The sequence below is a fragment of the Streptomyces sp. NPDC043746 genome (assembly GCF_056436485.1).
On the sequence record NZ_JBWKCM010000018.1, the window covers coordinates 119,041 to 141,395 of the forward strand.

General features: G+C 73.2%; 10 protein-coding genes. 7 read left to right on the top strand and 3 right to left on the bottom strand.

Features of this window, described 5'->3' with window-relative positions; all coding sequences use genetic code 11:
• Positions 1-68: 68 nt before the first annotated feature.
• The 4 genes from AC0682_RS20415 to AC0682_RS20430 are packed head-to-tail and all read left to right on the top strand — an operon-like array spanning position 69 to position 15,615.
• On the top strand, positions 69-1,118 hold the full coding sequence (locus AC0682_RS20415) for an iron-siderophore ABC transporter substrate-binding protein (protein WP_478534387.1): 1,050 nt from the start codon (positions 69-71) through the stop codon (positions 1,116-1,118).
• A 46-nt stretch (positions 1,119-1,164) separates the two neighbouring features.
• Complete coding sequence (locus AC0682_RS20420; RefSeq protein WP_478534388.1) at positions 1,165-2,952, top strand: ABC transporter ATP-binding protein; 1,788 nt, start codon at positions 1,165-1,167, stop codon at positions 2,950-2,952.
• Positions 2,953-3,009: 57 nt separating this feature from the next.
• Complete coding sequence (locus AC0682_RS20425; protein WP_478534390.1) at positions 3,010-13,905, top strand: non-ribosomal peptide synthetase; 10,896 nt, start codon at positions 3,010-3,012, stop codon at positions 13,903-13,905.
• 9 nt (positions 13,906-13,914) lie between these two features.
• Positions 13,915-15,615: an ABC transporter ATP-binding protein gene (locus tag AC0682_RS20430; RefSeq protein WP_478534391.1), complete on the top strand. Its 1,701-nt coding sequence runs from the start codon at positions 13,915-13,917 to the stop codon at positions 15,613-15,615.
• A gap of 156 nt (positions 15,616-15,771) precedes the next feature.
• On the opposite strand, the gene AC0682_RS20435 is transcribed toward AC0682_RS20430, so the two are convergent.
• Positions 15,772-16,872 (bottom strand): alpha/beta hydrolase-fold protein, encoded by a 1,101-nt coding sequence (locus AC0682_RS20435; protein ID WP_478534393.1) that lies wholly within the window; start codon positions 16,870-16,872, stop codon positions 15,772-15,774.
• Positions 16,873-17,045: 173 nt separating this feature from the next.
• On the opposite strand from AC0682_RS20435, the gene AC0682_RS20440 reads away from it, so the two are divergent.
• Entirely contained in the window at positions 17,046-17,723 is a 678-nt protein-coding gene (locus AC0682_RS20440) for a helix-turn-helix domain-containing protein (protein ID WP_478534395.1), read from the top strand.
• 35 nt (positions 17,724-17,758) lie between these two features.
• Here AC0682_RS20440 and AC0682_RS20445 read toward each other — a convergent pair whose 3' ends face one another.
• On the bottom strand, positions 17,759-18,643 hold the full coding sequence (locus AC0682_RS20445; RefSeq protein WP_478534397.1) for a universal stress protein: 885 nt from the start codon (positions 18,641-18,643) through the stop codon (positions 17,759-17,761).
• A gap of 225 nt (positions 18,644-18,868) precedes the next feature.
• On the opposite strand from AC0682_RS20445, the gene AC0682_RS20450 reads away from it, so the two are divergent.
• Positions 18,869-19,795, top strand: a complete 927-nt coding sequence (locus AC0682_RS20450; protein ID WP_478534398.1) for a universal stress protein — start codon at positions 18,869-18,871, stop codon at positions 19,793-19,795.
• A 163-nt stretch (positions 19,796-19,958) separates the two neighbouring features.
• Here the strand turns inward: AC0682_RS20450 and AC0682_RS20455 are convergent, their stop codons facing one another.
• A complete protein-coding gene (locus AC0682_RS20455) occupies positions 19,959-20,963 on the bottom strand; it encodes an Acg family FMN-binding oxidoreductase (protein WP_478534399.1) in 1,005 nt (334 codons plus the stop codon).
• 286 nt (positions 20,964-21,249) lie between these two features.
• On the opposite strand from AC0682_RS20455, the gene AC0682_RS20460 reads away from it, so the two are divergent.
• Entirely contained in the window at positions 21,250-22,119 is an 870-nt protein-coding gene (locus AC0682_RS20460) for a universal stress protein (RefSeq protein WP_478534401.1), read from the top strand.
• Positions 22,120-22,355 lie beyond the last annotated feature (236 nt).

Sequence of the window (22,355 nt, forward strand, 5' to 3'; positions counted from 1 at the left end):
GGGCGGGATAAAGTGTGTTCGCCCTCGTACCGGGGCGCAGTGGACAGTGCGAAAGCAAGGGATCCTGGATGCTTCTCCATCGAACGACGCCTGCCCGTCCGCGACGACGGCTGGCCGCGGCGCTCTCCGTCGCGACGCTCGGCGTCGGCCTCCTCACCGGCTGCGGCACCGAGACGGAGGGGAAGAGGAGCGACGACGCCCCGGCTGCCGCCGCCGGCGCGTTCCCGGTCACGGTGGAGCACGCCTTCGGGGCGACGAAGGTGGAGAAGGCCCCCCAGCGGGTCGTCTCCGTGGGCTACACGGACGACCAGGCCGTCCTGGCCTTCGGCATCAAGCCGGTCGGCATGGTCGACCAGTACCCCAACCCGGTGGGCCAGACACCCGACATCAACACCCAGTGGCCCTGGGTGAAGGACAAGTGGGGCGACACCCGCCCCGAGGTCGTCATGAAGAACGGCGACGCGGGCCCCAACTTCGAGAAGATTGCCTCCCTGCGCCCGGACCTGATCATCGCGGTCTACTCCGAGGTCGACCAGGCCGCCTACGACAAACTCTCCAGGATCGCCCCCACGGTCGGCCGCACCAAGGCCGAGAAGGAGCCCTTCAGCGCTCCCTGGCAGGACAACGCGGTGCACATCGCCAAGGCGCTCGGCAAGGAGACCGAGGGCAAGGAGCTGGTGAAGGGCATCCAGGCCAAGCTCGACGCGGCCAAGAAGGCCAACCCCGAGTTCGCGGACCAGAAGGCCGTCGCCCTCTCCTGGTACAAGGACGCGGTGCACCCCTTCACCTCCACCGATGTGCGCGGCCAGCTGGTGACGGGCAGCGGCTTCCCCTACCAGACCGAGATCGACAAGGTCGCGGGCGGCACGTTCTCCACCCAGCTCTCGCCCGAGCGCATCGACCTGATCGACGTCGACCGCATCTTCGTCATCAACGACAAGGCGGACACGGAGGCGCTGAAGAAGTTCGAGCTGTTCGCCAACCTCCCCGCCGTCAAGAACGGCAAGGTGTCCTACCTGCTGGACAGTGAGGGCCCGGCCATCGGCGCCGCGATGTCCCAGGGCACCCTGCTCTCCCTGCCCTACGCCATCGACGAACTCGTGAAGTCGGCCCAGTAGCGATGGCGGCCGGACTGCCCTCCCCCCACCGAGAACGGGCGATCGCGTGACCGTCACCGACACCCCCGTGGCCCCGACGAAGCTGCGTACGGCGACGGGGAGGGAGGCCACCGGGTGGGTCGCGGCACACTGCCGCAGGGCCCCGTGGCTCACCCTCTCCACCGTGCTCACCACCGTGGCCGGGGCAGCCCTCCAGGTGGTCCCCGTGCTCCTGCTGGGCCGGGTGGTCGACGGGGTGGTCGGTGGCGAACCACGCTCGGTGCTCGTCACCGTCGGCATCCTGATGGGGGCCGCCGCGCTGCTCGGCGCGGCGGCCACCGCGGCGTCCACGTACCTCATCGGGCGGCTGGGCGCCGAACTGCTCGCCCAGCTCCGCGAGAGCGCGGTCCGGGCCGTGCTCGGCATGCCGAGCGCCCGCGTCGAACAGGTCGGCCGGGGCGATGTGCTCTCCCGGGTCGGGGACGACGTGGCCGTGCTCTCCAAGGGCATCCGGCAGGCCATCCCCACGGTCTTCTCGGCCGGGGTGCTGGTCGCCATCGCCACGCTCGGCATGTTCGGCCTGGACTGGCGGCTCGGCATCGCCGGGGCCTGCGCCCTGCCCGCCTACGCCTTCGCCCTGCGCTGGTATCTGCCCCGCTCCGCGCCCCTCTACCGCAGCCAGCGCATCGCCCAGGCGGACCGGGCCCAGGCGCTGATCAGCGGGCTCGACGGGATCGACACCGTACGGGCCTACCGCCTGGAGGGCGACGTCCGCGAGAAGGTCACCGCCGAGTCCTGGCGGGTGCGCAACCTCGGCATCGAGGTCTTCCGCTTCTTCGGCCGGTTCGTCGGCCGGGAGAACCGCGCCGAGTTCATCGGCCTCGTCCTGATCCTGGTGGTGGGATACGCCCTGCTGGAGGCTGAGGCGGCGACGCTCGGTGAGGTGTCGGCCGCCCCGCTGATGTTCCACCGGCTGTTCACACCGCTCGGCGCCATCATGTTCACCTTCGACGAGGCCCAGAAGTCCGGCGCCAGCCTCACCCGGTTGGTCGGGGTGCTGGGGGAGCCGGCGGAGCAGCGGCTCGTGGGCGACGCCTCCGTCGCCCGCGCCGAGGACGTGCCGTACGCGGTCACCGTCGAGGGCCTGACCTTCAGCTATCCCGATACCGAGGAACCGGTGCTGCGGGAGGTCGACCTGGCCATTCCGGCCGGTGGTTCGCTGGCGCTGGTGGGCGCGACGGGGGCCGGCAAGTCGACCCTGGCCGCGCTGATCGCCGGCATCGGGACCCCGCAGTCGGGAGCCGTGCGCATCGGGTCGCGGGATCTGGCCGGGCTCGACGAGGCCGAGGCGCGGTCCCTGGTGAGCATCCTGACCCAGGAGACGCACGTCTTCTCCGGGCCGCTCGCCGACGACCTGCGCCTCGCCGCCCCCGAGGCGAGCGACGAGGAGCTGATGGAGGCGCTGCGCACCGTCGGCGCCGACGGCTGGGTCGAGCTGCTCCCCGGTGGGCTGCACGCCATGGTCGGGGAGGGCGGTGAGCGACTGGATGTGACGAAGGTCGCACAAGTGGCCCTGGCCCGCCTCGTGTTGAGCCGCTCTCCGGTGGTCGTCCTGGACGAGTCGACCGCCGAGGCGGGCAGCGAGGGCGCCGCCGAGCTGGAGCGTGCCGTCCTGGCCGCCTGCGCGGGCCGCACCACGCTCTTCGTCGCCCACCGGCTGACCCAGGCCATGGCGGCGGACCGGATCGCCGTCCTGGACGCGGGCCGGGTGGTGGAGGAGGGGACGCACGAGGAGCTGGTGGCGCTCGGGGGCATGTACGCCCGGCTGTGGCGTGCGTGGCGCGAAGGTAGTTAGGTCAACCTCAGTAAGGGCAGGCCAACTTGCGTACCTTGGAAGGGTGCTGAGTTTTCGATGACGGGACCGACCGCTCCTCACGTACGTCTCTCTCCCGCCCACTTCACCTCCGTACGCCGACGGATCGGCAGCGACCACGGCGACCGGACCATCGCCCGGGCGTGCGCCATAGGCCTGGCCTACTGGGCGACGGGCCGCGGCCCCGAGGGCGTCGACCTCACCCCGGGCACCTCCTTCGCCGATGTCCTGGGCTGGGTCGACAACAGTGGGGGCGAAAGCCCGGGTTGGGAGGTCGCGGCGGACGGCCTGAGCATCTCGGTCCCCGAGGGCGTCCGGCCCGCCGACGCGCAGCTCGCCCTGGACGACCTGGCCGACTTCCCGGACCGGCCCGTCGGTGCGATCGCGCCCGACAGCATCGCGGCGCGGATCGAGACCCTCGCCCGGTGGAACGACAACCGGGCCGACCGCGCCCGCCCCACCATCGTGGAGCTGTTCCACGAGCAGGCACGTGCCAGGCCGGACGCCGTGGCGATCACCGACGAGCACCGGACCCTGACGTACCGTGAAGCGGCGGAGAAGTCCGCCCAGTTGGCCCACCACCTGATCAAGCGCGGGCTCACCTCCGAGCAGGTCGTCGGCATCTCCCTCGGCCGCTCCGCCGACATGGTCATCGGCCTCCTCGCCGTCCTCCGGGCCGGGTGTGCGTTCGTCCCGCTCGACCCCCAGTGGCCCGCCGCCCGCCGGGCTGTCGTCATCGAGGACGCCGACGTCGTACTCCAGCTGAGCGGTTCGGCCGACGCGGATCCCGCCGAACCGGACGCCGTCCCCGTCGACCTCGGCCACTGGGCGTACGGCTCCTACCCGGCCGAGCCGCCCCGGGTGGCCGTCCACGCCACCTCACTGGCGTACGTCATCTTCACCTCGGGCTCCACCGGCCGGCCCAAGGGCGCCATGATCCGCCACGAGGCGATCAGCGAGCGCCTGCTGTGGCAGCGGGAGGAGATCCTGCGGTTCGGCCATGACGACGCCTCGCTCTTCAAGGCGCCGCTCTCCTTCGACATCTCCATCAACGAGATCTTCCTCCCACTGGTCTCCGGCGGGAGGCTGGTGATCCTGCGCCCCGGCGGCGAGCGCGACCCGCACCACCTGCTCAGCGTGATCGACGTGCAGCGCGTCACCTTCACCTACCTGGTCTCCTCCATGCTGGACGTCCTCCTGGAGATCGAGGGCGGATCCGGCCGCCTCGACAGCCTGCGCCACGTCTGGTGCGGCGGCGAGGTGCTGACCCCGGAGCTGTACGAGCGGTTCCGCACCCGCCTCGACATCCCCCTGTACCACGGGTACGGCCCCGCCGAGACGACCATCGGCGTCTCCCACGTGATCTACCGGGGCGCGGCGGAACGCCTGTCGACCTCGATCGGCAGGGCCAACCCCAACACCCAGCTCTATGTGCTCGACGACGAGCTGCGCCCGGTCCCGGTGGGGGTCGGGGGCGAACTGTACGTCGGCGGGCTCCTGCTGGGCCGCGGCTACGTCGGCGCCCCCGGCCTCACCGCCTCCCGCTTCGTGGCCAACCCCTTCGCCACCGACGGCTCCCGGCTCTACCGCACGGGCGACCTGGCCCGGTACGCCCCGGACGGTTCCCTGGACTTCCTCGGCCGAGCGGACAACCAGATCAAGATCCGCGGGATGCGGCTGGAGATCGAGGACGTCGAGGCCTCTCTCGCCGAGCACCCCCGCGTACGGCACAGCTGCGTCGTCGCCCGGAAGAACAGCGCGGGCGGCACCTACCTGGTCGGGTACGTCATCCCCACGAGCGGCGGCGAGGCGCTGACGGCCCAGGAGGTGACGGCCTGGGCCACCACCCACATGGTCGAGTACATGGTCCCCGCCCACCTCGTCGTCCTCACCGCATTCCCGCTCACCGCCAACGGCAAGATCGACCGCGCCGCACTGCCCGAACCGGCCCGGCCCGCCGCTGGCGCCACCGCACCCACCACCGAGAACGAGCGCCTGGTGTGCGCGGCCGTCGCCGGTGTGCTGCGCCTCGACGACGTCGGCGTCGATCAGGACTTCTTCCAACTCGGCGGCGACAGCATCCTGGCCATCTCGCTGCTGAGTGCCCTGCGGGACGAGGGCCTCTATGTGACGGCCCGCCAGATCTTCACCTGCGGGACGGTCGGCGCCCTGGCGGCCGTCGCGAGCCGCGAGGACGTCTCCACCGCGGACCGCGGGGACACCCCCACCGGGTCCGTCGTGGGATCGCCCATCGTGCAGTGGCTCGGCGAGACCACCGACGCGATCGACGGCTTCGTGCAGTCCGTCGTCCTCAACACCCCGGCCGAACTGACAGCCGACGCCCTCGACATCCTTCTCACCGCTCTCCTCGAACGCCACGACATGCTCCGCGCCCGGCTGGTGCGCGGCGAGCGCTGGAGCTTCGACATCCCTCCGGCCGGACGGACCACCGTGCGGTGGCAGGAGAGCGACCGGCCGCTGGAGGAGTGCGTCGAACAGGCCGCCGAGGGGCTTCACCCGGAGAACGGCGTGATGCTGCGGGCCGTCTGGCGCCGGGAGGCACGCCAACTGGTCCTGGTCGCCCACCATGTGGTGATCGACGGGGTCTCCTGGCGCATCCTGATGGACGACCTGGCCGCCGCCTGGCGCCAGTACACCTCGGGCGCCACCGTCCAACTCCCGCCCGCCGGAACATCGTTCCGGCGCTGGACCCAGCTGCTCGGGCGCACGGCCTTCGACGCGGACCGCGCCTACTTCCAGCGCGCCCTGCCCGGCCCGGACGCGCCGATCGGCCGACGCCCCCTCACCGGGGCCGACACCGTCGCCCGGGAGCGGACCCGTACCGTCACCGTCGGACCCGAGGAGACGGCCGCACTGCTGGGCGAGGTCCCCGCCCGGTTCCACGCGGGCGTCAACGACGTCCTGCTGACCGCCGTGGCCGTCGCCCTCGCCCGGTGGCGAAGGGACCGGGGGCAGGAACAGACCTTCGCCCACATCGAGCTGGAAGGCCACGGCCGCGAAGGGCGCATCGTCGCGGAATCGGCCGGGTTCGAACCCGAGCTCTCCCGTACGGTCGGCTGGTTCACCACCCTCTTCCCGGTGACCGTCGACCCCGGCGCGGCCTTCGACCTCACCGCGCCCGGCTACCTGGCCGCCGCCCTCAAGGCGGTCAAGGAGGACCTCGCCCGGGTCCCGAGCAACGGCGTCTCCTACGGCGCCCTGCGCTACCTCACCGACACCCCGCCGACCGGCCCGGCACCCCAGGTGCTCTTCAACTACCTCGGCCGCTTCGACGCGGGAGCCGCCGAGGACTGGCGGCCCACCGGCACCACCGGGCAGCTGGGCGAGAAGCGCGACCCCAGGATGCGGCTGCCGCGTGCCCTGGAGTTCAACGCCATCGCCGAACCGGACGCGAACGGCGCGTACCGACTCGTCACCACCCTCTCCTGGCCCGAGGGCGTCTTCACCGACGGCGACATCACCACGCTCGGCGGCTACTTCCGCTCGGCCCTGGCCACCCTCGCCGCGCTGGAGGAGGGCGGTCACACCCCCAGCGACTTCCCGCTGGTGCCGCTCACCCAGGCCGACGTCGACGACCTGGACAGTGCGGAACTGCGCGACATCCTGCCGCTGACTCCGCTCCAGGAAGGCCTCTACTTCCACTCGGTCTTCGACGACGACACCACCGGCAGCTATGTCGAGCAGCAACTGCTCACGCTGGAAGGCGAGGTGGACGCCGACCGGCTCGCGGCGGCGGCCACCCGGCTGCTCACCCTCTATCCCAACCTCGCGGCCCGCTTCACCGCCCTGGCCGACGGCCGGGTCGTCTCGGTCCTCGAGAGCGGCGTCCGTGCGCCGTTCGTCACGCTGGACCGCCCCGCCATGACCGACGACGAGATCCGCGGACTGGCCGAGCGGGACCGCCGCGCCGGGTTCGACCTCGCCACCGGCCCTCTCATGCGCTACACCCTCATCCGCACCGGGGCCGGCCGCGCCGTCCTCGTCCAGACCGTGCACCACATCGTCGCGGACGGCTGGTCCGTCGTGCCGATGCTCCGCGCCCTGCTGGCCGAGTACCACGCACCGGGCTCCGTGTACCCGGTCGGCGGCTACCGCGACTACGTCGGCTGGCTCGCCGGACAGGACAGGGACGTCAGCGACCAGGTGTGGCGCCAAGAACTCGCCGAGCTGCCCGGCCCCTGTCTGGTCGCCGAAGGACACACACCCTCCGAGCAGTTCGCGGATGTCGCCACCGAACCCGCCGAGGACATCGACATCGCCGCACGCTCGGCGGGGGTCCCCCTCAGCGTGGCCGTCCACAGCGCCTGGGCGGTGACCCTGGGCTCCCTCCTGCGCCGCCGGGACGTCGTCTTCGGCTCCACCGTCTCCGGACGCGACGCCGACGTCCCCGGCATCCGGGACATGGTGGGCCTGTTCATCAACACCATCCCCGTACGGGCCCGTTGGTCCGCAACCGACACCGCGTACGACCTGCTCACGGGGGTGAAGGAACACCAGAGCGCGGTCCTGGCCCACCAGCACGTCTCCCTGGCGAGGACCGGCCGCCAGGCGGCCGGTGCGGGCTCGCTCTTCGACACCCTGGTGGTCTTCGACGTCGCCCCCGACGTGGCCGTCCTGCGAGGCCCCGACGACACCCTCGCCATCACCGACATCGTCAACGAGGGTGCCCCCCACTACCCGTTGACACTCGTGGTCGAGCGGTCGCCCGACGGCCGCCCGCGCTTCAACCTCATCTACGACGGGGAGCTGCTGCGCCGGGAGAGCGCCCAGGCGATCCTGGCCGCCTTCACCCGGACCCTCACCGAGCTGCTGAGCCGCCCGGACGCCCGGGTCGACGAGCTGACACCCGAGACGGACCGGGCCCCGCAGCAGGTGACCGCGGCGACCCTGGACGAGCTGTTCGACTCCGCCGCGGACCGCGACCCCGCGGCGACCGCCGTCACCCAGTGCGCCCTGGACGGATCTTCGCGTTCCCTGACGTACGGTGAACTCCGTGCGCGGAAAGACGAATTGGCCTCCGTGCTGCGTGCGGCCGGAGTCCGGCCCGGGCAGCGGGTCGCCGTCGCCGTCCCGCGCTCTCTGGAGCAGGTCGTCGCCCTCGTCGCCGTCGTCAGTGCCCAAGGCGCGTACGTACCACTCGACCTCGCCTACCCCGACGAGCGGCTGGAGTACATCCTCACCGACGCCGCCCCGCAGGTCGTCCTGGTCGACCGGGAGCAGCGCGAGCGGTTCACCCGGCTGCTGGACCGGGCCGGAGTGGACGCCCGTGTGCTCGTCCAGGGCGACGACGGCCTCCCGCAGGCCGACGGAGCCGTGGCCGAGGCGCGCCCGCAGGACCCCGCGTACGTCATCTACACCTCCGGCTCCACCGGCCGCCCCAAGGGCGTCGTCGTCCCGCACTCCGCCGTGGTCGCGCTCCTCGCCAACACCCGGCAGGACATGGACTTCGGGCCGCGCGACGTCTGGGTCCAGTTCCACTCCTTCTCCTTCGACTTCGCCGTCTGGGAGCTGTGGGGCGCCCTCGTCCACGGCGGCGAGCTCCTGGTGCCGGAGTACGCGCTGACCCGCTCACCGGTCGACTTCCACCGGCTGGTCCGCGAGCGCGGCGTGACCGTCCTCAACCAAACCCCCTCAGCCTTCTACCAGTTCATCGAGGCCGACCTGCACGCGGACGAACCGGTCACCGCTCTGCGCCGGATCGTCCTCGGCGGCGAGGCGCTGGACCTCGGGCGGCTGCGCGGCTGGGTCGAGCGGCACGGCACTGCGTCCCCCGAGCTGGTCAACATGTACGGCATCACCGAGACCACCGTCCACGTCACCCACCGGGTACTGGACGGGCGGGACTTCGCCCGCGGAGGAGACGTCAGCCCGATCGGTGGCCCCATCCCCGGTCTGACCACCTATCTCCTCGACGACCGGCTCCGGCCGGTGCCGCCCGGCCGGGTGGGCGCCATCTACGTCGCGGGCGATCAGCTCTCCCTCGGCTATCTGGGCCGCCCCGGACTCACCGCGAGCCGGTTCGTGGCCGACCCGTTCGCGGGCGACGGCTCCCGGATGTACCACACGGGCGACCTCGCCCGCCGGACGCTCGACGGGGAGCTGGAGTTCGCGGGCCGGGCCGACGACCAGGTGCAGCTGAAGGGGTTCCGGGTCGAGCTGGGTGAAGTGGAGGGCGTGATACGGGAGGTGGACGGCGTCGTCGATGCCGCCGTCACCGTGGCCCAGAGCGGCGACCACCTCGTCGCCCATGTCGTGGGGGAGGCGCCTGCCGACCTCACCGCCCGTATCTCCGCCAAGCTGCCCGTCCATATGGTCCCGGCCCGGGTGCTGGCTCTCGACGCACTGCCGCTGACGGTCAACGGCAAGCTCGACCGCAAGGCCCTCACCGACCGCGCCGCCGCGGAGCGGGACGGCGGCGGAGTCGCTGCCACCGACTCCCGACTCGCCGCACTGGTCGCCATCTTCACCGAAGCGCTGCCCGGCGCCACCGTCGACGCCGACACCGACTTCTTCGGCGCGGGCGGTGACAGCATCGTCGCCATCACCGTCATCAACCGAGCCCGCGCCCTCGGCCTGCCGATCGCACCCCGGGACGTCTTCCTCCTCAAGACCCCCCGCGCCCTCGCCGCACACCTGGCCACCAGCGCCCCCCAGACCACGCCGGCACCGCCGGCCCCCCGCGCGGACGGCCCCCTGCCCCTCACCCCGATCATCCTGCGCCAGCGCGAGCTGGGCGGATCGCTCGACCGGTTCGCCCAGGCCAGGACCCTGAAGGCCCCCGACACCACCGGCCTGCCCGACATCCGGCGCGCCGCGGACGCCGTCCTGGCCGCCCACCCGGCCCTGCGGCTCCGGCTCCACATCGAGCACGGCGTCTGGGCCCTGCGCACCGAACCCGCCCGCGAGGCCACGGTCACCGTGCCGGAGACCACCGACGCCACGGCCGCCGCCAACGAGGCCGCCGGACGGCTCGACCCCGGGACCGGCGATCTGATCGCCTTCTCCTGGCTCGCGGCGAGCCGCACCCTGGTCGTCACCGCGCACCACCTCGCCGTCGACGCGGTGTCCTGGCTGATCCTCCTGGACGACCTGGCCACCGCCCTCGCCGGTTCCGCCCTGCCGCCGCCGACCACCCCGTACGCGGAGTACGCCGAGGCCCTCGCCGTGCGCGGAGCCGAGTCGGCCGACGGGCTCGGGCACTGGATCACCACCCTCCAGGCCCCGGCACCGCTGCCCGCGCCCACGGGGCTGCGTGAGATCGAGGCGGTCCTCCCGTCCGACGTCAGCGACCTGGTGACCCGCAGCGCCCCCGCCGCGCTCGGCGTCGGCCTCACCGAGCTGCTCTGCGGCGCCCTGCGCACCGCGCTCACCCAGGTCCAGCCGGACCCCACCGACCTGGCGATCGACCTGGAGCGCCACGGCCGCGTCCCGGCGGCGGGCCACCACGACTACACCCGGACCGTCGGCTGGTTCACCTCCATCGCCCCCGTCCGCCTCACCCCGCACACCGACCCCGTGGCCGCCGCCCGCGAGGTCGCCGCCCGCCAGCCCGACGAGCACGGCCACGCCGCGTACGGCCGACTCCGCCACCTCAACCCCCAGACGTCGCCTCTCCTCACCGCCCACCCCCAGGTGCTCTTCAACTACCTCGGCCGGGGCGGCGAGTCGCAGACCCCGCACATCACCGGCGGTGAGCAGAACAGCCCGTACGCCGTCGAGGTCAACGCCTGGACCGACGAGGCGACCGGCAGCCTCCACGCGGCCTTCACCCTCGCCGCGGGCATCCCGGACGCGATCACCGACCACTGGCTCACCGCCCTCACCCGCGTGGCCACCGCCGCGGTGACCGCCGAGCGCACGGCACCGGTCACCCCGCTCCAGCGCGGCCTGTTCTTCCAGGCCCAACTGGCGGGAGCGGCCGGGCACTACGTGGCGCAGAGCTACTTCGCCTTCGACCGGCGCCTGGACACCGACGCCCTGGCCGAGGCGATGGCGTACGTCATCGCCCGCCACCCGGTCGTCGGCGCCGGGTTCACCACCGACGACGACGGCAGCCCGGTCCAACTCCTCAAGGCCGGAAGGCGCGTCGACGTCCGCACGGTCCACCTGGCCACGGAAGCCGAGGTGGACGGCCTCCGCACCCGGGACCGCGAGCGCGGCTTCGACCCCGGCGAGCCGCCGCTGATCCGGCTGACCGTCGTAACGCTGCCCGGCGGCCGGGACGGCCTGCTGCTCAGCTACCACCTGCTGCTCTGGGACGGCTGGTCCCGGGAGATCGTGCTGCGGGACCTGTTTGACGCGTACGAGGCCGTCGTGGCGGGCGAACCGTGGGACGCGACCCCGGCCGTGCCGGGCTTCGAGGAGTACGCCCGGGCGCTCGCCGCCAAGGACCCCGCAGCGTCGGAACGCTTCTGGGCGGACCATCTGGCCGGGTTGGCGGGTCCGACGCTGCTCGCCGGACCCGCCCCGACCCTGAGCGAGGAGCTGCCGCAGCCGATCGTGGAGACGCTCTCGACCGAGCTGACGGAGCTGCTGAAGGAGGCGGCCCGGGTCCACGGCGTCACCCTGAACGCGGTGCTGACCGGGGCGTTCGGCCTGCTGCTCGGGGCCCGCACCGGGCGGAGCGACGCCGTGTTCGGCGTGACCGTCTCGGGCCGGGAGGGCGCGGGGCACGGCGACATCGTCGGCGTACTCCTCAACACCGTGCCGATGTGGACCCGGGCGCGGCCCGACGAGACGGTCGGCGCCTACCTCGCGGGTGTGCAGGCGGCCCGGGTGGCGGCGATGGACCACGAGCACCTGGGGCTCGGTGAGATCCAGCGGGCCAGCGGCCACGAGACCCTCTTCGACAACCTCTTCGTCCTCCAGAACTTCCTGGACCCGGAGGCATTCGCCGCGATGAACGCCCGCCACGGGATCACTTCCGTCCGGGCGGACGACTCCACGCACTACCCGTACACCTGGGTCGTCACCCCCGGCGACCGGCTCACCGTCAAGCTGGAGCACCGCCACGGCGACCCCGCATCCGCCCACCGCCTCCTGCACGACTACCTGCGCGTACTGGAGGACGTGGCGCGGGCGACCGGGCCGCTGGGCGCGCTCCCGGGCCTGGGGCCGGACCCCGAGCCCGCCGCGCGCACCGGGATCGGCACGGACACCGTCGTCGACCGCTTCGACCTGGCCGCCGACCGTCACCCCGACCGGATCGCGCTCGTCGCGAACGGCGCCACCCTGACCTTCGGCCAACTCCGCGACCGGAGCCGGACCTTGGCGGGCGTGCTCGCAGGACGGGGCATCGGGCCGGAGGCCACCGTGGGCCTGGCGATCCCGCGCTCCCCCGACTGGGTCGCGGCGCTCTTCGCCGTGCTGCGGGTCGGTGCCGCCTACGTACCGCTGGAGCTGGACCACCCGGACGAGCGGATCGCGACCATCGTCGAGGACGCGCGGCCCGAGGTCGTCCTCACCGTGAGCAGTGTGTCCCCCAGGCTGCGCGGCGAGCTGATCGAACTGGACCGCCCGCTGCCGCCCGCCGAACCGTACGCGACGTTCGCCCCCGACGATCCGGACCGGCTGCGCCACCCCGCGTACACGATCTACACCTCGGGGTCGACCGGGAAGCCCAAGGGCGTGGTGACCGAGTACGCCGGACTCACCAACATGCTGATCAACCATCAGCGCCGCATCTTCGAACCGGTACTCGCCGAGCACGGCCACCGGACCTTCCGCATCGCGCACACCGTGTCGTTCGCCTTCGACATGTCGTGGGAGGAGCTGCTCTGGCTCGCCGACGGCCACGAAGTCCACATCTGCGACGAGGAGTTGCGCCGCGACGCCCCCCGGCTGGTGGAGTACTGCGGCGAGCAGGCCATCGACGTCGTCAACGTGACCCCGACGTACGCCCAGCAACTCGTGGCGGAAGGGCTGCTCGACAACCCCGAACGGCGCCCCGCACTCGTACTGCTGGGCGGCGAGGCCGTCACCCCGACGCTCTGGCGTCGGCTGGCCGAGACCGAGGGCACGGTCGGCTACAACCTGTACGGCCCCACCGAGTACACGATCAACACCCTCGGTGTCGGCACCTTCGAATGCCCCGATCCGGTGGTGGGCGTCGCCATCGACAACACCGAGGTGTACGTCCTCGACCCCTGGCTGCGCCCGCTGCCCGACGGGGTCCCCGGCGAGCTGTACGTGGCGGGCGTCGGCATCGCCCGCGGCTATCTGGGCCGGAGCGCCCAGACCGCGCACCGCTTCGTCGCCTGCCCCTTCGGCGCGCCCGGCGAGCGCATGTACCGAACGGGGGACCTGGTGATCCGCCGACCCGACGGGAACATCGCCTATCTGGGCCGTACCGACCAGCAGGTCAAGATCCGCGGCCACCGGGTCGAACTGGGCGAGGTGGAAGCCGTGTTCGCGGCCCATCCGGCGGTCCGGTTCGTCGCCGCGGTCGCCCAGCCCGACCCGCAGGTCGACGGAGGCCACCGGCTCGCCGCCTATCTGGTGCTGGAGGGGGCGGAGTTGGCGACCGTCGCGGGCGAAGTGAGCGGGCGGCTGCCGGACTTCCTGCGGCCGACCCACTTCGCCCAGGTCGACCGTATCCCGCTGACCGTGAACGGGAAGGCCGACAGCAAGGCGCTGCCGGAGGCCCGGCCGCTCGGCGCGCTGACCACGGCGGGGGAGCGCGGGCCCCAGACCGAGACCGAGAGCGTGGTCTGCGAGTTCTTCGCCGAGGCACTGGACCTGGACGACGACGAGGTGAGCGCGGTGAGCGATTTCGTCTCCCTCGGCGGACACTCCATGCTGGCGGTACGGCTGATCGGGCTGCTCCGCCGGGAGTACGGACCGGTGATCACCATCCGTGATCTGTTCGCCCTGCGCACCCCTGAAGCGATCGCCCGCCACCTCGATGAGAACTGACACTCCCTGATGAAGACTGACACGCAGCGGCCCCGCCCCGGTGCCGCCATCCTGCGGACCGCCCTGCGCCGCAACATCGGCGCCATGATCGCGGGCACCGTCCTCATGGGCCTCTACCAGGCGGCCGAGACCGCGTTCCCCATCGCCCTCGGCATGATCGTCGAGCACACGATGCAGGACCGCAGCCTCGGCTCGCTCGGAGTGTCGATCGGCTCCCTCGCGGTGATCATCACGACGGTCTCCCTGTCGTGGCGGTTCGGCATGCGGGTGCTCCAGAAGGTCAACACGACCGAGGCGCACCGCTGGCGGGTCCAGGTCGCGGCCTGCGGGCTCCAGCCGGTGGCCCGCGACGTGGACGGCCTCAAGTCCGGCGAGATCCTCACCATCGCCACCGAGGACGCCGACCAGACCGCCGACATCATCGAGGTGGTGCCGCTGCTGGTCAGCTCCCTGGTCGCGGTGGTCGTCGCGGCGGTCGCGCTGAGCCTGGCCGACATCAGGCTCGGGCTGCTGGTGATCGTGGGGACCGTCGGCATCCTGTCGGTCCTCGCGGTGATGTCCCAGCGGATCGGCTCCAGCACCCAGGTGCAGCAGGCGAAGGTGGCGCGGGCCGGTGCCAAGGTCGCCGACCTCATCATCGGGCTGCGCCCGCTCCACGGCTTCGGCGGCAACCACGCCGCGTTCGGCTCCTACCGCAGGGTCAGCGGCGACGCCAAGCGGCAGGCCATCACCGTGGCCCGGGTGAACGGCGCGTACGCGGGCACCGCACTGGCCCTCAACGCGGTCCTGGCCGCCGCGGTCTCCCTGACGGCGGGCTGGCTGGCCTTCGGCGGGCAGATCTCCATCGGTGAACTCGTCATGGCCGTGGGTCTCGCGCAGTTCATCATGGAGCCGCTGAAGATGTTCTCGGAGATGCCCAAGTACGTGATGATCGCCCGCGCCTCCGCCGAGCGCATGGCCCTGGTCCTCTCCGCCCCGCCGGTCGCCCAAGCCGGAGCCGAACGCCCCGAGCCCGGCGGGGACCTGGAGGTGGACGGCGTACGCCACGGGGCCCTGCGAGGGGTGAAGTTCCGTGTCACCAGCGGTGAGTTCGTGGCAATCGCCCCCTACCAGCCCCGTGCGGCAGCCGACTTGGCCGCCGTGCTCGCGGTGAACGTGCCGCCACCCGCCTACGAGGGAACGGTCCGGCTGGGCGGCCGGGAGCTGGCGGAGCTGTCGGTGGAAGCGGTCAGGGAACACCTGCTGGTGAACCCGTACGACGCGGAGATCTTCGGCGGCACCCTGCGGACCAACATCGACCCGTCGGGCAGCAGCCGTACGCTCCCCGAGGCCGTCGAGGCGTCCCTGCTCACCGATGTCGTCGCCCTCCACCGCGACGGGCTCGACTACGCGGTCCGCGACCGGGGGGCCAACCTCTCCGGCGGGCAGCGCCAGCGGCTCTCCCTGGCCCGGGCGCTGGCCGCCGACACCGACGTCCTGGTCCTGCACGACCCGACCACGGCCGTCGACGCGGTCACCGAACAGCTCATCGCCCGCAACATCGCCAAGCTGCGCCGGGGCCGGACCACGCTGGTGATCACCAGCAGCCCGGCGCTCCTGGACGCGGCCGACCGGGTGCTGGTCCTGGACGAGGGGGTCATCACCGCGGAGGACACCCACCGCAATCTGCTCGCGAGCGACGAGGCGTACTGCCGGGCCGTGGCGCGGTAGGCCGTCGGCGGGAGAGGGGGCGGCGCAGGGCCGGGGGCCGGGACCCGCCGCCGTACGGAGCCGGAGCCGGGCCCCCGGGACGCACCGCCGTACGGCTCCCGCCCCTGCCTCGCCCGCTCCGGCCTCGCCCGTCCCCTGCGCCCGGCGACGCACCGCTCAGTCCAGCGCCCAGGCGACATCCCGGAGCAGCGCCTGTCGCCAGCCCGCGCGGTCGTGGTCCGAGGCGGACCGGGAGATCCGTACGGTCGCCCCGGCCCGCTCGGTGAGCGACTCGATCAGCTCGCAGTGGGGCAGCATCCGCGTCTCGTGCTCGCCGACGTCGAACGCGCAGCGCAGCCCGGACAAGTGGGGCCGCTCGCGCAGGAGTCCGGCGATCGTCCCGCCGACCGGCCCGCCCAGCGGGTCCGCTGACTCCTCGGCGCGGGGCGTCCACCAGAACGACCCCGACTGACAGGCGACACGGGAGACCAGCTCCGGGAACGCCAGCGCCGCGTAGAGCGCGCTCAGCCCGCCCAGACTCTGCCCGGCGACCACCAGCCTGCCCCCGTCGGCCGGTACGCCGGACCCGGCCACCAGCGGCAGTAGTTCGTCCCGGACCGCCTCCCACAGCTCGGGCCGGCACCCGAACTCGGCCGACCGGTTCCCGGCCGGCAGGAACACCAGAGTGACGGGCTCCAACTCCCCTGCGGCCACAGCGGATGCGAAGGCGCTCATCGCCGGGTGGAGGTACAGCCAGTCGTCCCCGTCCAGCAGCAGCACCATCGGACCGCCACCGCCCACCGGATGGACGCGCACGGTCCGCCGCCCGCCGAGCCGCTCGCTGTTCCAGCGCAGCCGGGTCCGGGGGAGCGGCAGCACGGCGTCCGGGCCGAGGGCGGGCCAGTGCGGCTGGGGCGGGGCGTCCGGGGTCGCGGTGATGGACCGGTCACCGCCCGCCCCGGCCGGGTTGAGGGGGTCGGCGCGGGCCTCGCCGTCCACGAGGAAGCGGTAGGTCACCCGCAGCCGGGCGGGCATGGGGACCTCCGCGTACCAGCAGTCCGTGTCACCCCACCGCCGCAGCGGGACCGGCCCCGACCAGCTCTCGAAGTCCAGGTCGGCCGGCGAGCCTCGCCACAGGAACAGGGTCCTCCAGCCGTCGTCCGAGGGGACGGAGGCAGGGGTCCGGGCCGAGGCCCAGAACGCGTCGGTGCCGGGCTCACCGGGGAGCCCGAAGGGAGTGAAAGGGCTGGTCGCGTCCGCCGCGAGGCGCATGAACATCTCCTTGCGAGAGGGGATGGGGAAGGGCCGGGCCCATCATGCATAAGGCGAGCCTAACCTTAGGGGGTTCTGGGCTCGGGTTTCCGGACTGCGCCAGCTCCGGGCTCTCGTTAGCGTGGGCACGTAGGGCCCCGCCCCATGAGTCGAAGCCCCACGAGCCGAAGGACCACACGATGTCCCGAGCACCGCAGTCGCCGCGAGGCGACATCGGCCGACGCGTCGCGGCGCGCCGCCACCAACTCGATCTCTCCCGGCAGGACGTGGCCCTGCGGGCGGGTGCCGCACCCGGCTACATCCAGTACGTGGAGGAGCAGTCCGCCACCCCCGGCATCGGCTTCCTCCTCCGGCTGGCGGACGCGCTGGAGACCACGGTCCAGGAGCTGACCGGCGGGACCGTGGACCTGCCGGGCGGGCTCGGCCGGCCGGCGCGTGCGGCCCGGATGGTCGAACTCGACGAGGCGGAATGCCGGGAGCTGCTCGGTGACCACGGGGTGGGGCGCGTGGCCCTGACCGGGGGCGACGGACCGGTCGTCCTGCCGGTCAACTACCAGGTGCTGGACGGCGAGGTCATGTTCACCACCGGGGACCGCTCCCTGCTCGCCGGAGCGGCCGGCACGGAGGTCGCCTTCGAGACCGACCACATCGACGACGCCTTCAGCAAGGGCTGGAGCGTGCTGCTCGTGGGAACCGTCCGGGCCGTGGAGGACGAGAGCGAGGCGCTCCGGCTCAGGGAGACGGCGTACTCGGGTCCCTGGGCGGGGGAGGGGCGCGAACACGTCATGATCCTCACGCCCCGGCGTACCACCGGGCGCAGGATCATCGTGGCCGACGCCCCGGAGGACACCCGCTGACACGCCCCGGCCTCCACGGGGCGCGGCGCCCCGGGTCACTCGAACGGCACGACCGCGACCGGTGCCGGGCTGTGGTGGATCGCGGCATGCGCGACATGGCCGAGGTGCGGGCCCACCGGGGTTCGCCGACTGCGCCGCCCCACGACCAGCAGCCCGGCCCCCCGGGACGCGTCCACCAGCTCGGCCGCCGCCGGCCCCACCACCGCCCGCTCGGTCACCCGGACGGCGGGGAACCGCTGCCGCCAGGGCCGCACCACGTCGGCCAGCACCTCCGCGGCCCGCCGACCGACCCCGCTGCCGGCACCCGGGTCCAGGAGGGCCGCGTATCCGTAGACCGGTGACGGGGCCCAGCAGTGGACGATCCGCAGCTCCTCCTTCCTGCGGGCGGCCTCCCCGAAGGCGAAGGCGAGCACCGGGTCGCCCGGCTGGTCGATGTCCAGCCCCAGCACGATGCCCGAGGGCGAGCCGTCGGCGCTCGGCACGGACGAGTCCGCACGGGTGTCCTCCGGCGACCGCACGAGCACCACCGGCCGCCGCGCCCGGCCGACGACCGCGAGCGACACCGAACCGATCAGGAAGCCGACGACACCGCCGAGCCCCCGCGAGCCCAGCACCGTCACCTCGGACTCGGCGGCGGCAGCGGTCAGCTCGGCGTCCGCGCGCCCCCGGGCCATCTCGGTGGTCACCTCCAGGCCGGGGCGCTCGCGCCTGAGCCGGCCCACCGTGTTCCGCAGCAGGGTCCCGTACCGCTCGACCAGCGCTTCCGCCGCGAGCACCGGCACCTCGGTGGTGATCGGCCACTCCTCCACATGCATCAGGTGCAACGGAACGTCGAGCAGCCAGGCCTCCTCCGCGGCCCAGCGCGCCGCTGCGAGACTCTCGGGGGACTCGTCCATTCCGACGGTGACGCGGGCTGTCATGACCAGGGCCTCCTCGGTGCGCCGGGTTCCGGGGGCGGAACCACGGACGGGCTCTCGATGGTGGAACCACGGTTCCAGCCTCCCCGCCGGGGCGGGCGCCGGGCAGGGGCCGACAGGGCCCGATCGGGGCCGAAGGGCCCTTCTGCGGGGGCCGCCCCGCGGTGCGACCGTGGAGGGGTGGCCCCCCTGCCCACCCGTCGATGATGGCCACCCCGAGGAGGAGCCATGACCAGCGACGTTTCCGACCCCGTGGAACTCGGCGCCGTCGCCGTCGGAGTGGACGCGTCCCCGCAGGCACGGACAGCCGCCCTGTGGGCCGCCGCCGAGGCCGACCACCGCGGGCGGCCGCTGAACATCGTCCATGCCGCCGACATCGAGGGCCGGTCCGTCTTCACCCCGGCCGAGACCTTCCGTGCCCTGCGGGAGACGGGGAAGGAACTGCTGGACGGGACCGCGGAGGCGGTCCGGGCCGCCTACCCCGACCTGACCGTGACGAAGGAACTGAGCAACCGGGACGCGGTGGCCTCCCTGCACGCGGCGGCCGGCGACCGGGGCACGATCGTCGTGGGCAGCAGGGGGCTGGGCGGGTTCGCCGCGCTCACCCTCGGCTCCGTCGGCCTGGGGGTGGCCTCACGGACCGAGGTCCCGGTGGTCGTCGTACGCGGCGAGACCGACCGGCCGGCGACCGGAGTGGTCACGGCGGCCGTGCGGGGCACGTCCGATCTGGACTGGCTGCTGATCGCCGCGGCGGAGGCGGACGCGCGCGAGGCGTCCCTGCGGCTGCTGAGCGTCAGCAACGTGCTGGCCTACGTCGGCAGGTTCACCACCATGCTCGACAGCATCGGGGAGATCACCGAGGAGAAGGTGCACGAGACGGCTGCCGTGGCCGAGGAGGTACGGAAGCGGTACCCCGGCCTCACGGTCACCCACGACGTCGAGACGGGGACCAGTGTGCCGGGCATCCTCGTCGAGGCCTCGACCCTCACCGACCTGCTGGTGATGGGCACCCGGCGCCGGATGCTCGGCTCCGGGGCCGCACTGGGCCGGGTCACCCACGCCCTGCTGCACCACGGCCACTGCCCGGTCCAGATCATCCCGCCCGGCTTCAGCGCGACGGACACGCGCGGAACCGCCCCGGAAGCCATGAGCTGACACGCGGAACCGCCCCGGAAGCCCTGAGCTGATACGCGGAGCCGTCACGCGCCGAACCGCCCCGAGTCCCTCCCGGGCCCCTCTCCGTCGGCGCCGCCGCCCCTGTCGGCCTCACCCCACCGGAACCGCCCGCCTGTGCGGAGGCGGACGGCATGACGACCTCCTACTCCACGGTCAGAACCTCGCCCACCGGCCGGCGCGGCGTCCGTGTCCCCCGGGGCCCGTAACCGAACCGGAACAGCATGTGGACGAAGCCCGTCGGCGAGCCGGGCTCACGGGCCAGGGCGCGCAGCTCGGGCCATTCGAGGGGCTGCGACATCAGCGAGTTCGACAGACCGTCGAGCGTGGCCTGGAGGAGTACACGCTCCATGGCCTGCCCCGCCCGCAGCCAGTCGGCCGGGGAGTCGTCCAGGGTGCCCAGGAGCGCGATCTGCGGCCGCTCCTCGAAGTCGGTGGCGATCCGGCCCGGCAGGCCGCGCCCAGGGTCGAAGTCACGGGCCGGAGCGGTCACACCGTACTGGCGGGGGCCGAAGGCGTACGACGGGATGCCCTCGGTGGCGGGCCCCTCACCGGCCCTGCCCGTACGGGTCCAGGAGGCGATCTCCTCGCGCAGTGCCGCATCGGCGGACTCGAACAGCTCGGCGTCGCGCACCAGGTCCAGGACGGCGTCCGAGTGCCAGGACCCCGGCACGATCAGCCGGCACCCCTCCAGGAGGGCGGCACCGCGCAGCCCGTCGAGGATCTCGCCCGGAATCCGTTCGTCGGAGAAGGGGAAGCGGCTGGTGTGGCGCCGCGCCAGCGCCGGGTGGAGGTCGGCCAGCCCCGGCCCCGCGAGCCCCGGCTCCCCCCGGTCCGGCTCCTGGAGCACCACATCGGCCAGATGCCAGGGGTCGTGAGGGTCGGGGAGCAGCTCGACGGCGGCGTGCCAACCGTGGTGGGCGGCCGACACCCGCAGATTGAACAGCGCCGCCCCGCACCCCAGATGCAGCCCGCGGCCCTCCGGGTCGCCGGCGGGCAGCGTGCGGGACGGGTCGCCGTACAGGGCGAGCGAACGGGTGCCGACGTGATGGGTGAACCTCCACGGCTGGGCGTTGTGCATGGACGGGGCGGTGACGGCGTCCTCGACCAGCGCCGTCACGGTCTCCACGAGTTCGTCTGTGGTGGGCATGGCTTCCTCCTGCGCTCCTCTTCCCGCAGCTCCACCCTCCGCCGCGACCGCCCGCGGAGGGAGGGGCCGAACGGCCCTGCCCCCGGACCGGCCGGGCCCCTTCCGGTTCCCCAGCGGCCCTTTCCGCCGCTCGCGTCCCCGTACGAGCCTGGGAACCCGAAATCGTCCCCGTGCCGGTCCGGGCGCCCTCCGGTCCTTCCCGTACCACACTGGGAAGCCCGGAGAACAGGTACCAGCCCGGGAGCCCAGGAGAACATGCGGTCCCGTGCGGCAGGAGGAACCCTTCATGAGCAGCTCGGCGACACGCCAGCACATCGTGGTCGGCGTGGACCCCCGCGAGGACTGGCATCCGGCCGTCGGGTGGGCGGCGGACGAGGCCCACCGCCGCGGTCTCCCGCTGCGGCTGGTCGTCGCCGTCCCGCCGCTCCATGAGCCCCGCCGCCCCGGCGACCTCCCCCGCCACCGCGAGTTCGAGGAGTCCGCCGCCCACGCCCTGGAGTCGGCCCACGCCTGGGCGGGTGAGCGGCAGCCGGGGATCCGGACCACCGCCTCGCTCCTCGACGGGATCCCCGCGCCCACCCTGGCGGGTCTGACCCGCGAAGCCCGCATGGTGGTGCTCGGTTCCCGGAAGCTGGGCCGGATGGCGGAGTTCCTCAGCGCCGGCTCGCTCGTCGTCCCGGTCACCGCGCAGTCGCACTGCCCCGTGGCCGTCGTGGTCCAGAGGGCGCGGAGCACCGGGCAGCCGCCGTACCTGGTGGTGGGCGTCGACGGCAGCGAGCCCTCGAAGGCGGCTCTGGCGCTGGCCCTGGAGGAGGCCGATCTGCGGGGCTGCGCCCTGCGGGCCGTGGCGGTGTGGCAGCCGCCGGTGTTCTCGTTCCGGGGCCGGGACGCTCCCCTCGACACCGAGCGTCGGCTGCTGGCCCAGACCGCCGCCGGGTGGGCCGAGCAGTACCCCGGCGTGCGGGTGAGCCATGAGGTGGTGACCGGCTCCCCGGTCGAGGCGCTGGCGGAGGCCGCCGAGCACGCACAGGCCCTCGTGGTGGGCCGCCGGGGTTACGGCGGCTACACGGGCATGCGGCTGGGCTCGGTCGTCCACGGGCTGCTGCACCGGGCCCCCTGCCCGGTGATCACGGTCCCGGCGGAGGAGCGGCCGTGACCACGAGGCGTCCGGTCCCCGCCCTCGGCGGCCGGTGTGCCGGCCCGGCGCGGCGCCGGGTGTTCGGCCCACGCGTGGCACCCGCCTCCTCTCCCGCATGGCCCCGGCCACGGCGGTGACGTACCTGCCGAACCGCCCCCGCAGCCCGTTTCCACCTGGTCAATGCAGGTGGGAGAAGCCGTTGGCGTAGGCTTGCCAGCCTGACTGGACAGACCTGCCCACCCGTGCGTGCGCAG

Excerpts from the sequence above, each read along its gene's own strand:
- AC0682_RS20460 (WP_478534401.1), top strand. The coding sequence starts at position 21,250 with ATGAGCAGCTCGGCGACACGCCAGCACATCGTGGTCGGCGTGGACCCC.
- AC0682_RS20450 (WP_478534398.1), top strand. The coding sequence starts at position 18,869 with ATGACCAGCGACGTTTCCGACCCCGTGGAACTCGGCGCCGTCGCCGTC.
- AC0682_RS20435 (WP_478534393.1), bottom strand. The coding sequence starts at position 16,872 with ATGTTCATGCGCCTCGCGGCGGACGCGACCAGCCCTTTCACTCCCTTC.
- AC0682_RS20445 (WP_478534397.1), bottom strand. The coding sequence starts at position 18,643 with ATGACAGCCCGCGTCACCGTCGGAATGGACGAGTCCCCCGAGAGTCTC.
- AC0682_RS20455 (WP_478534399.1), bottom strand. The coding sequence starts at position 20,963 with ATGCCCACCACAGACGAACTCGTGGAGACCGTGACGGCGCTGGTCGAG.
- AC0682_RS20430 (WP_478534391.1), top strand. The coding sequence starts at position 13,915 with ATGAAGACTGACACGCAGCGGCCCCGCCCCGGTGCCGCCATCCTGCGG.
- AC0682_RS20415 (WP_478534387.1), top strand. The coding sequence starts at position 69 with ATGCTTCTCCATCGAACGACGCCTGCCCGTCCGCGACGACGGCTGGCC.
- AC0682_RS20440 (WP_478534395.1), top strand. The coding sequence starts at position 17,046 with ATGTCCCGAGCACCGCAGTCGCCGCGAGGCGACATCGGCCGACGCGTC.
- AC0682_RS20425 (WP_478534390.1), top strand. The coding sequence starts at position 3,010 with ATGACGGGACCGACCGCTCCTCACGTACGTCTCTCTCCCGCCCACTTC.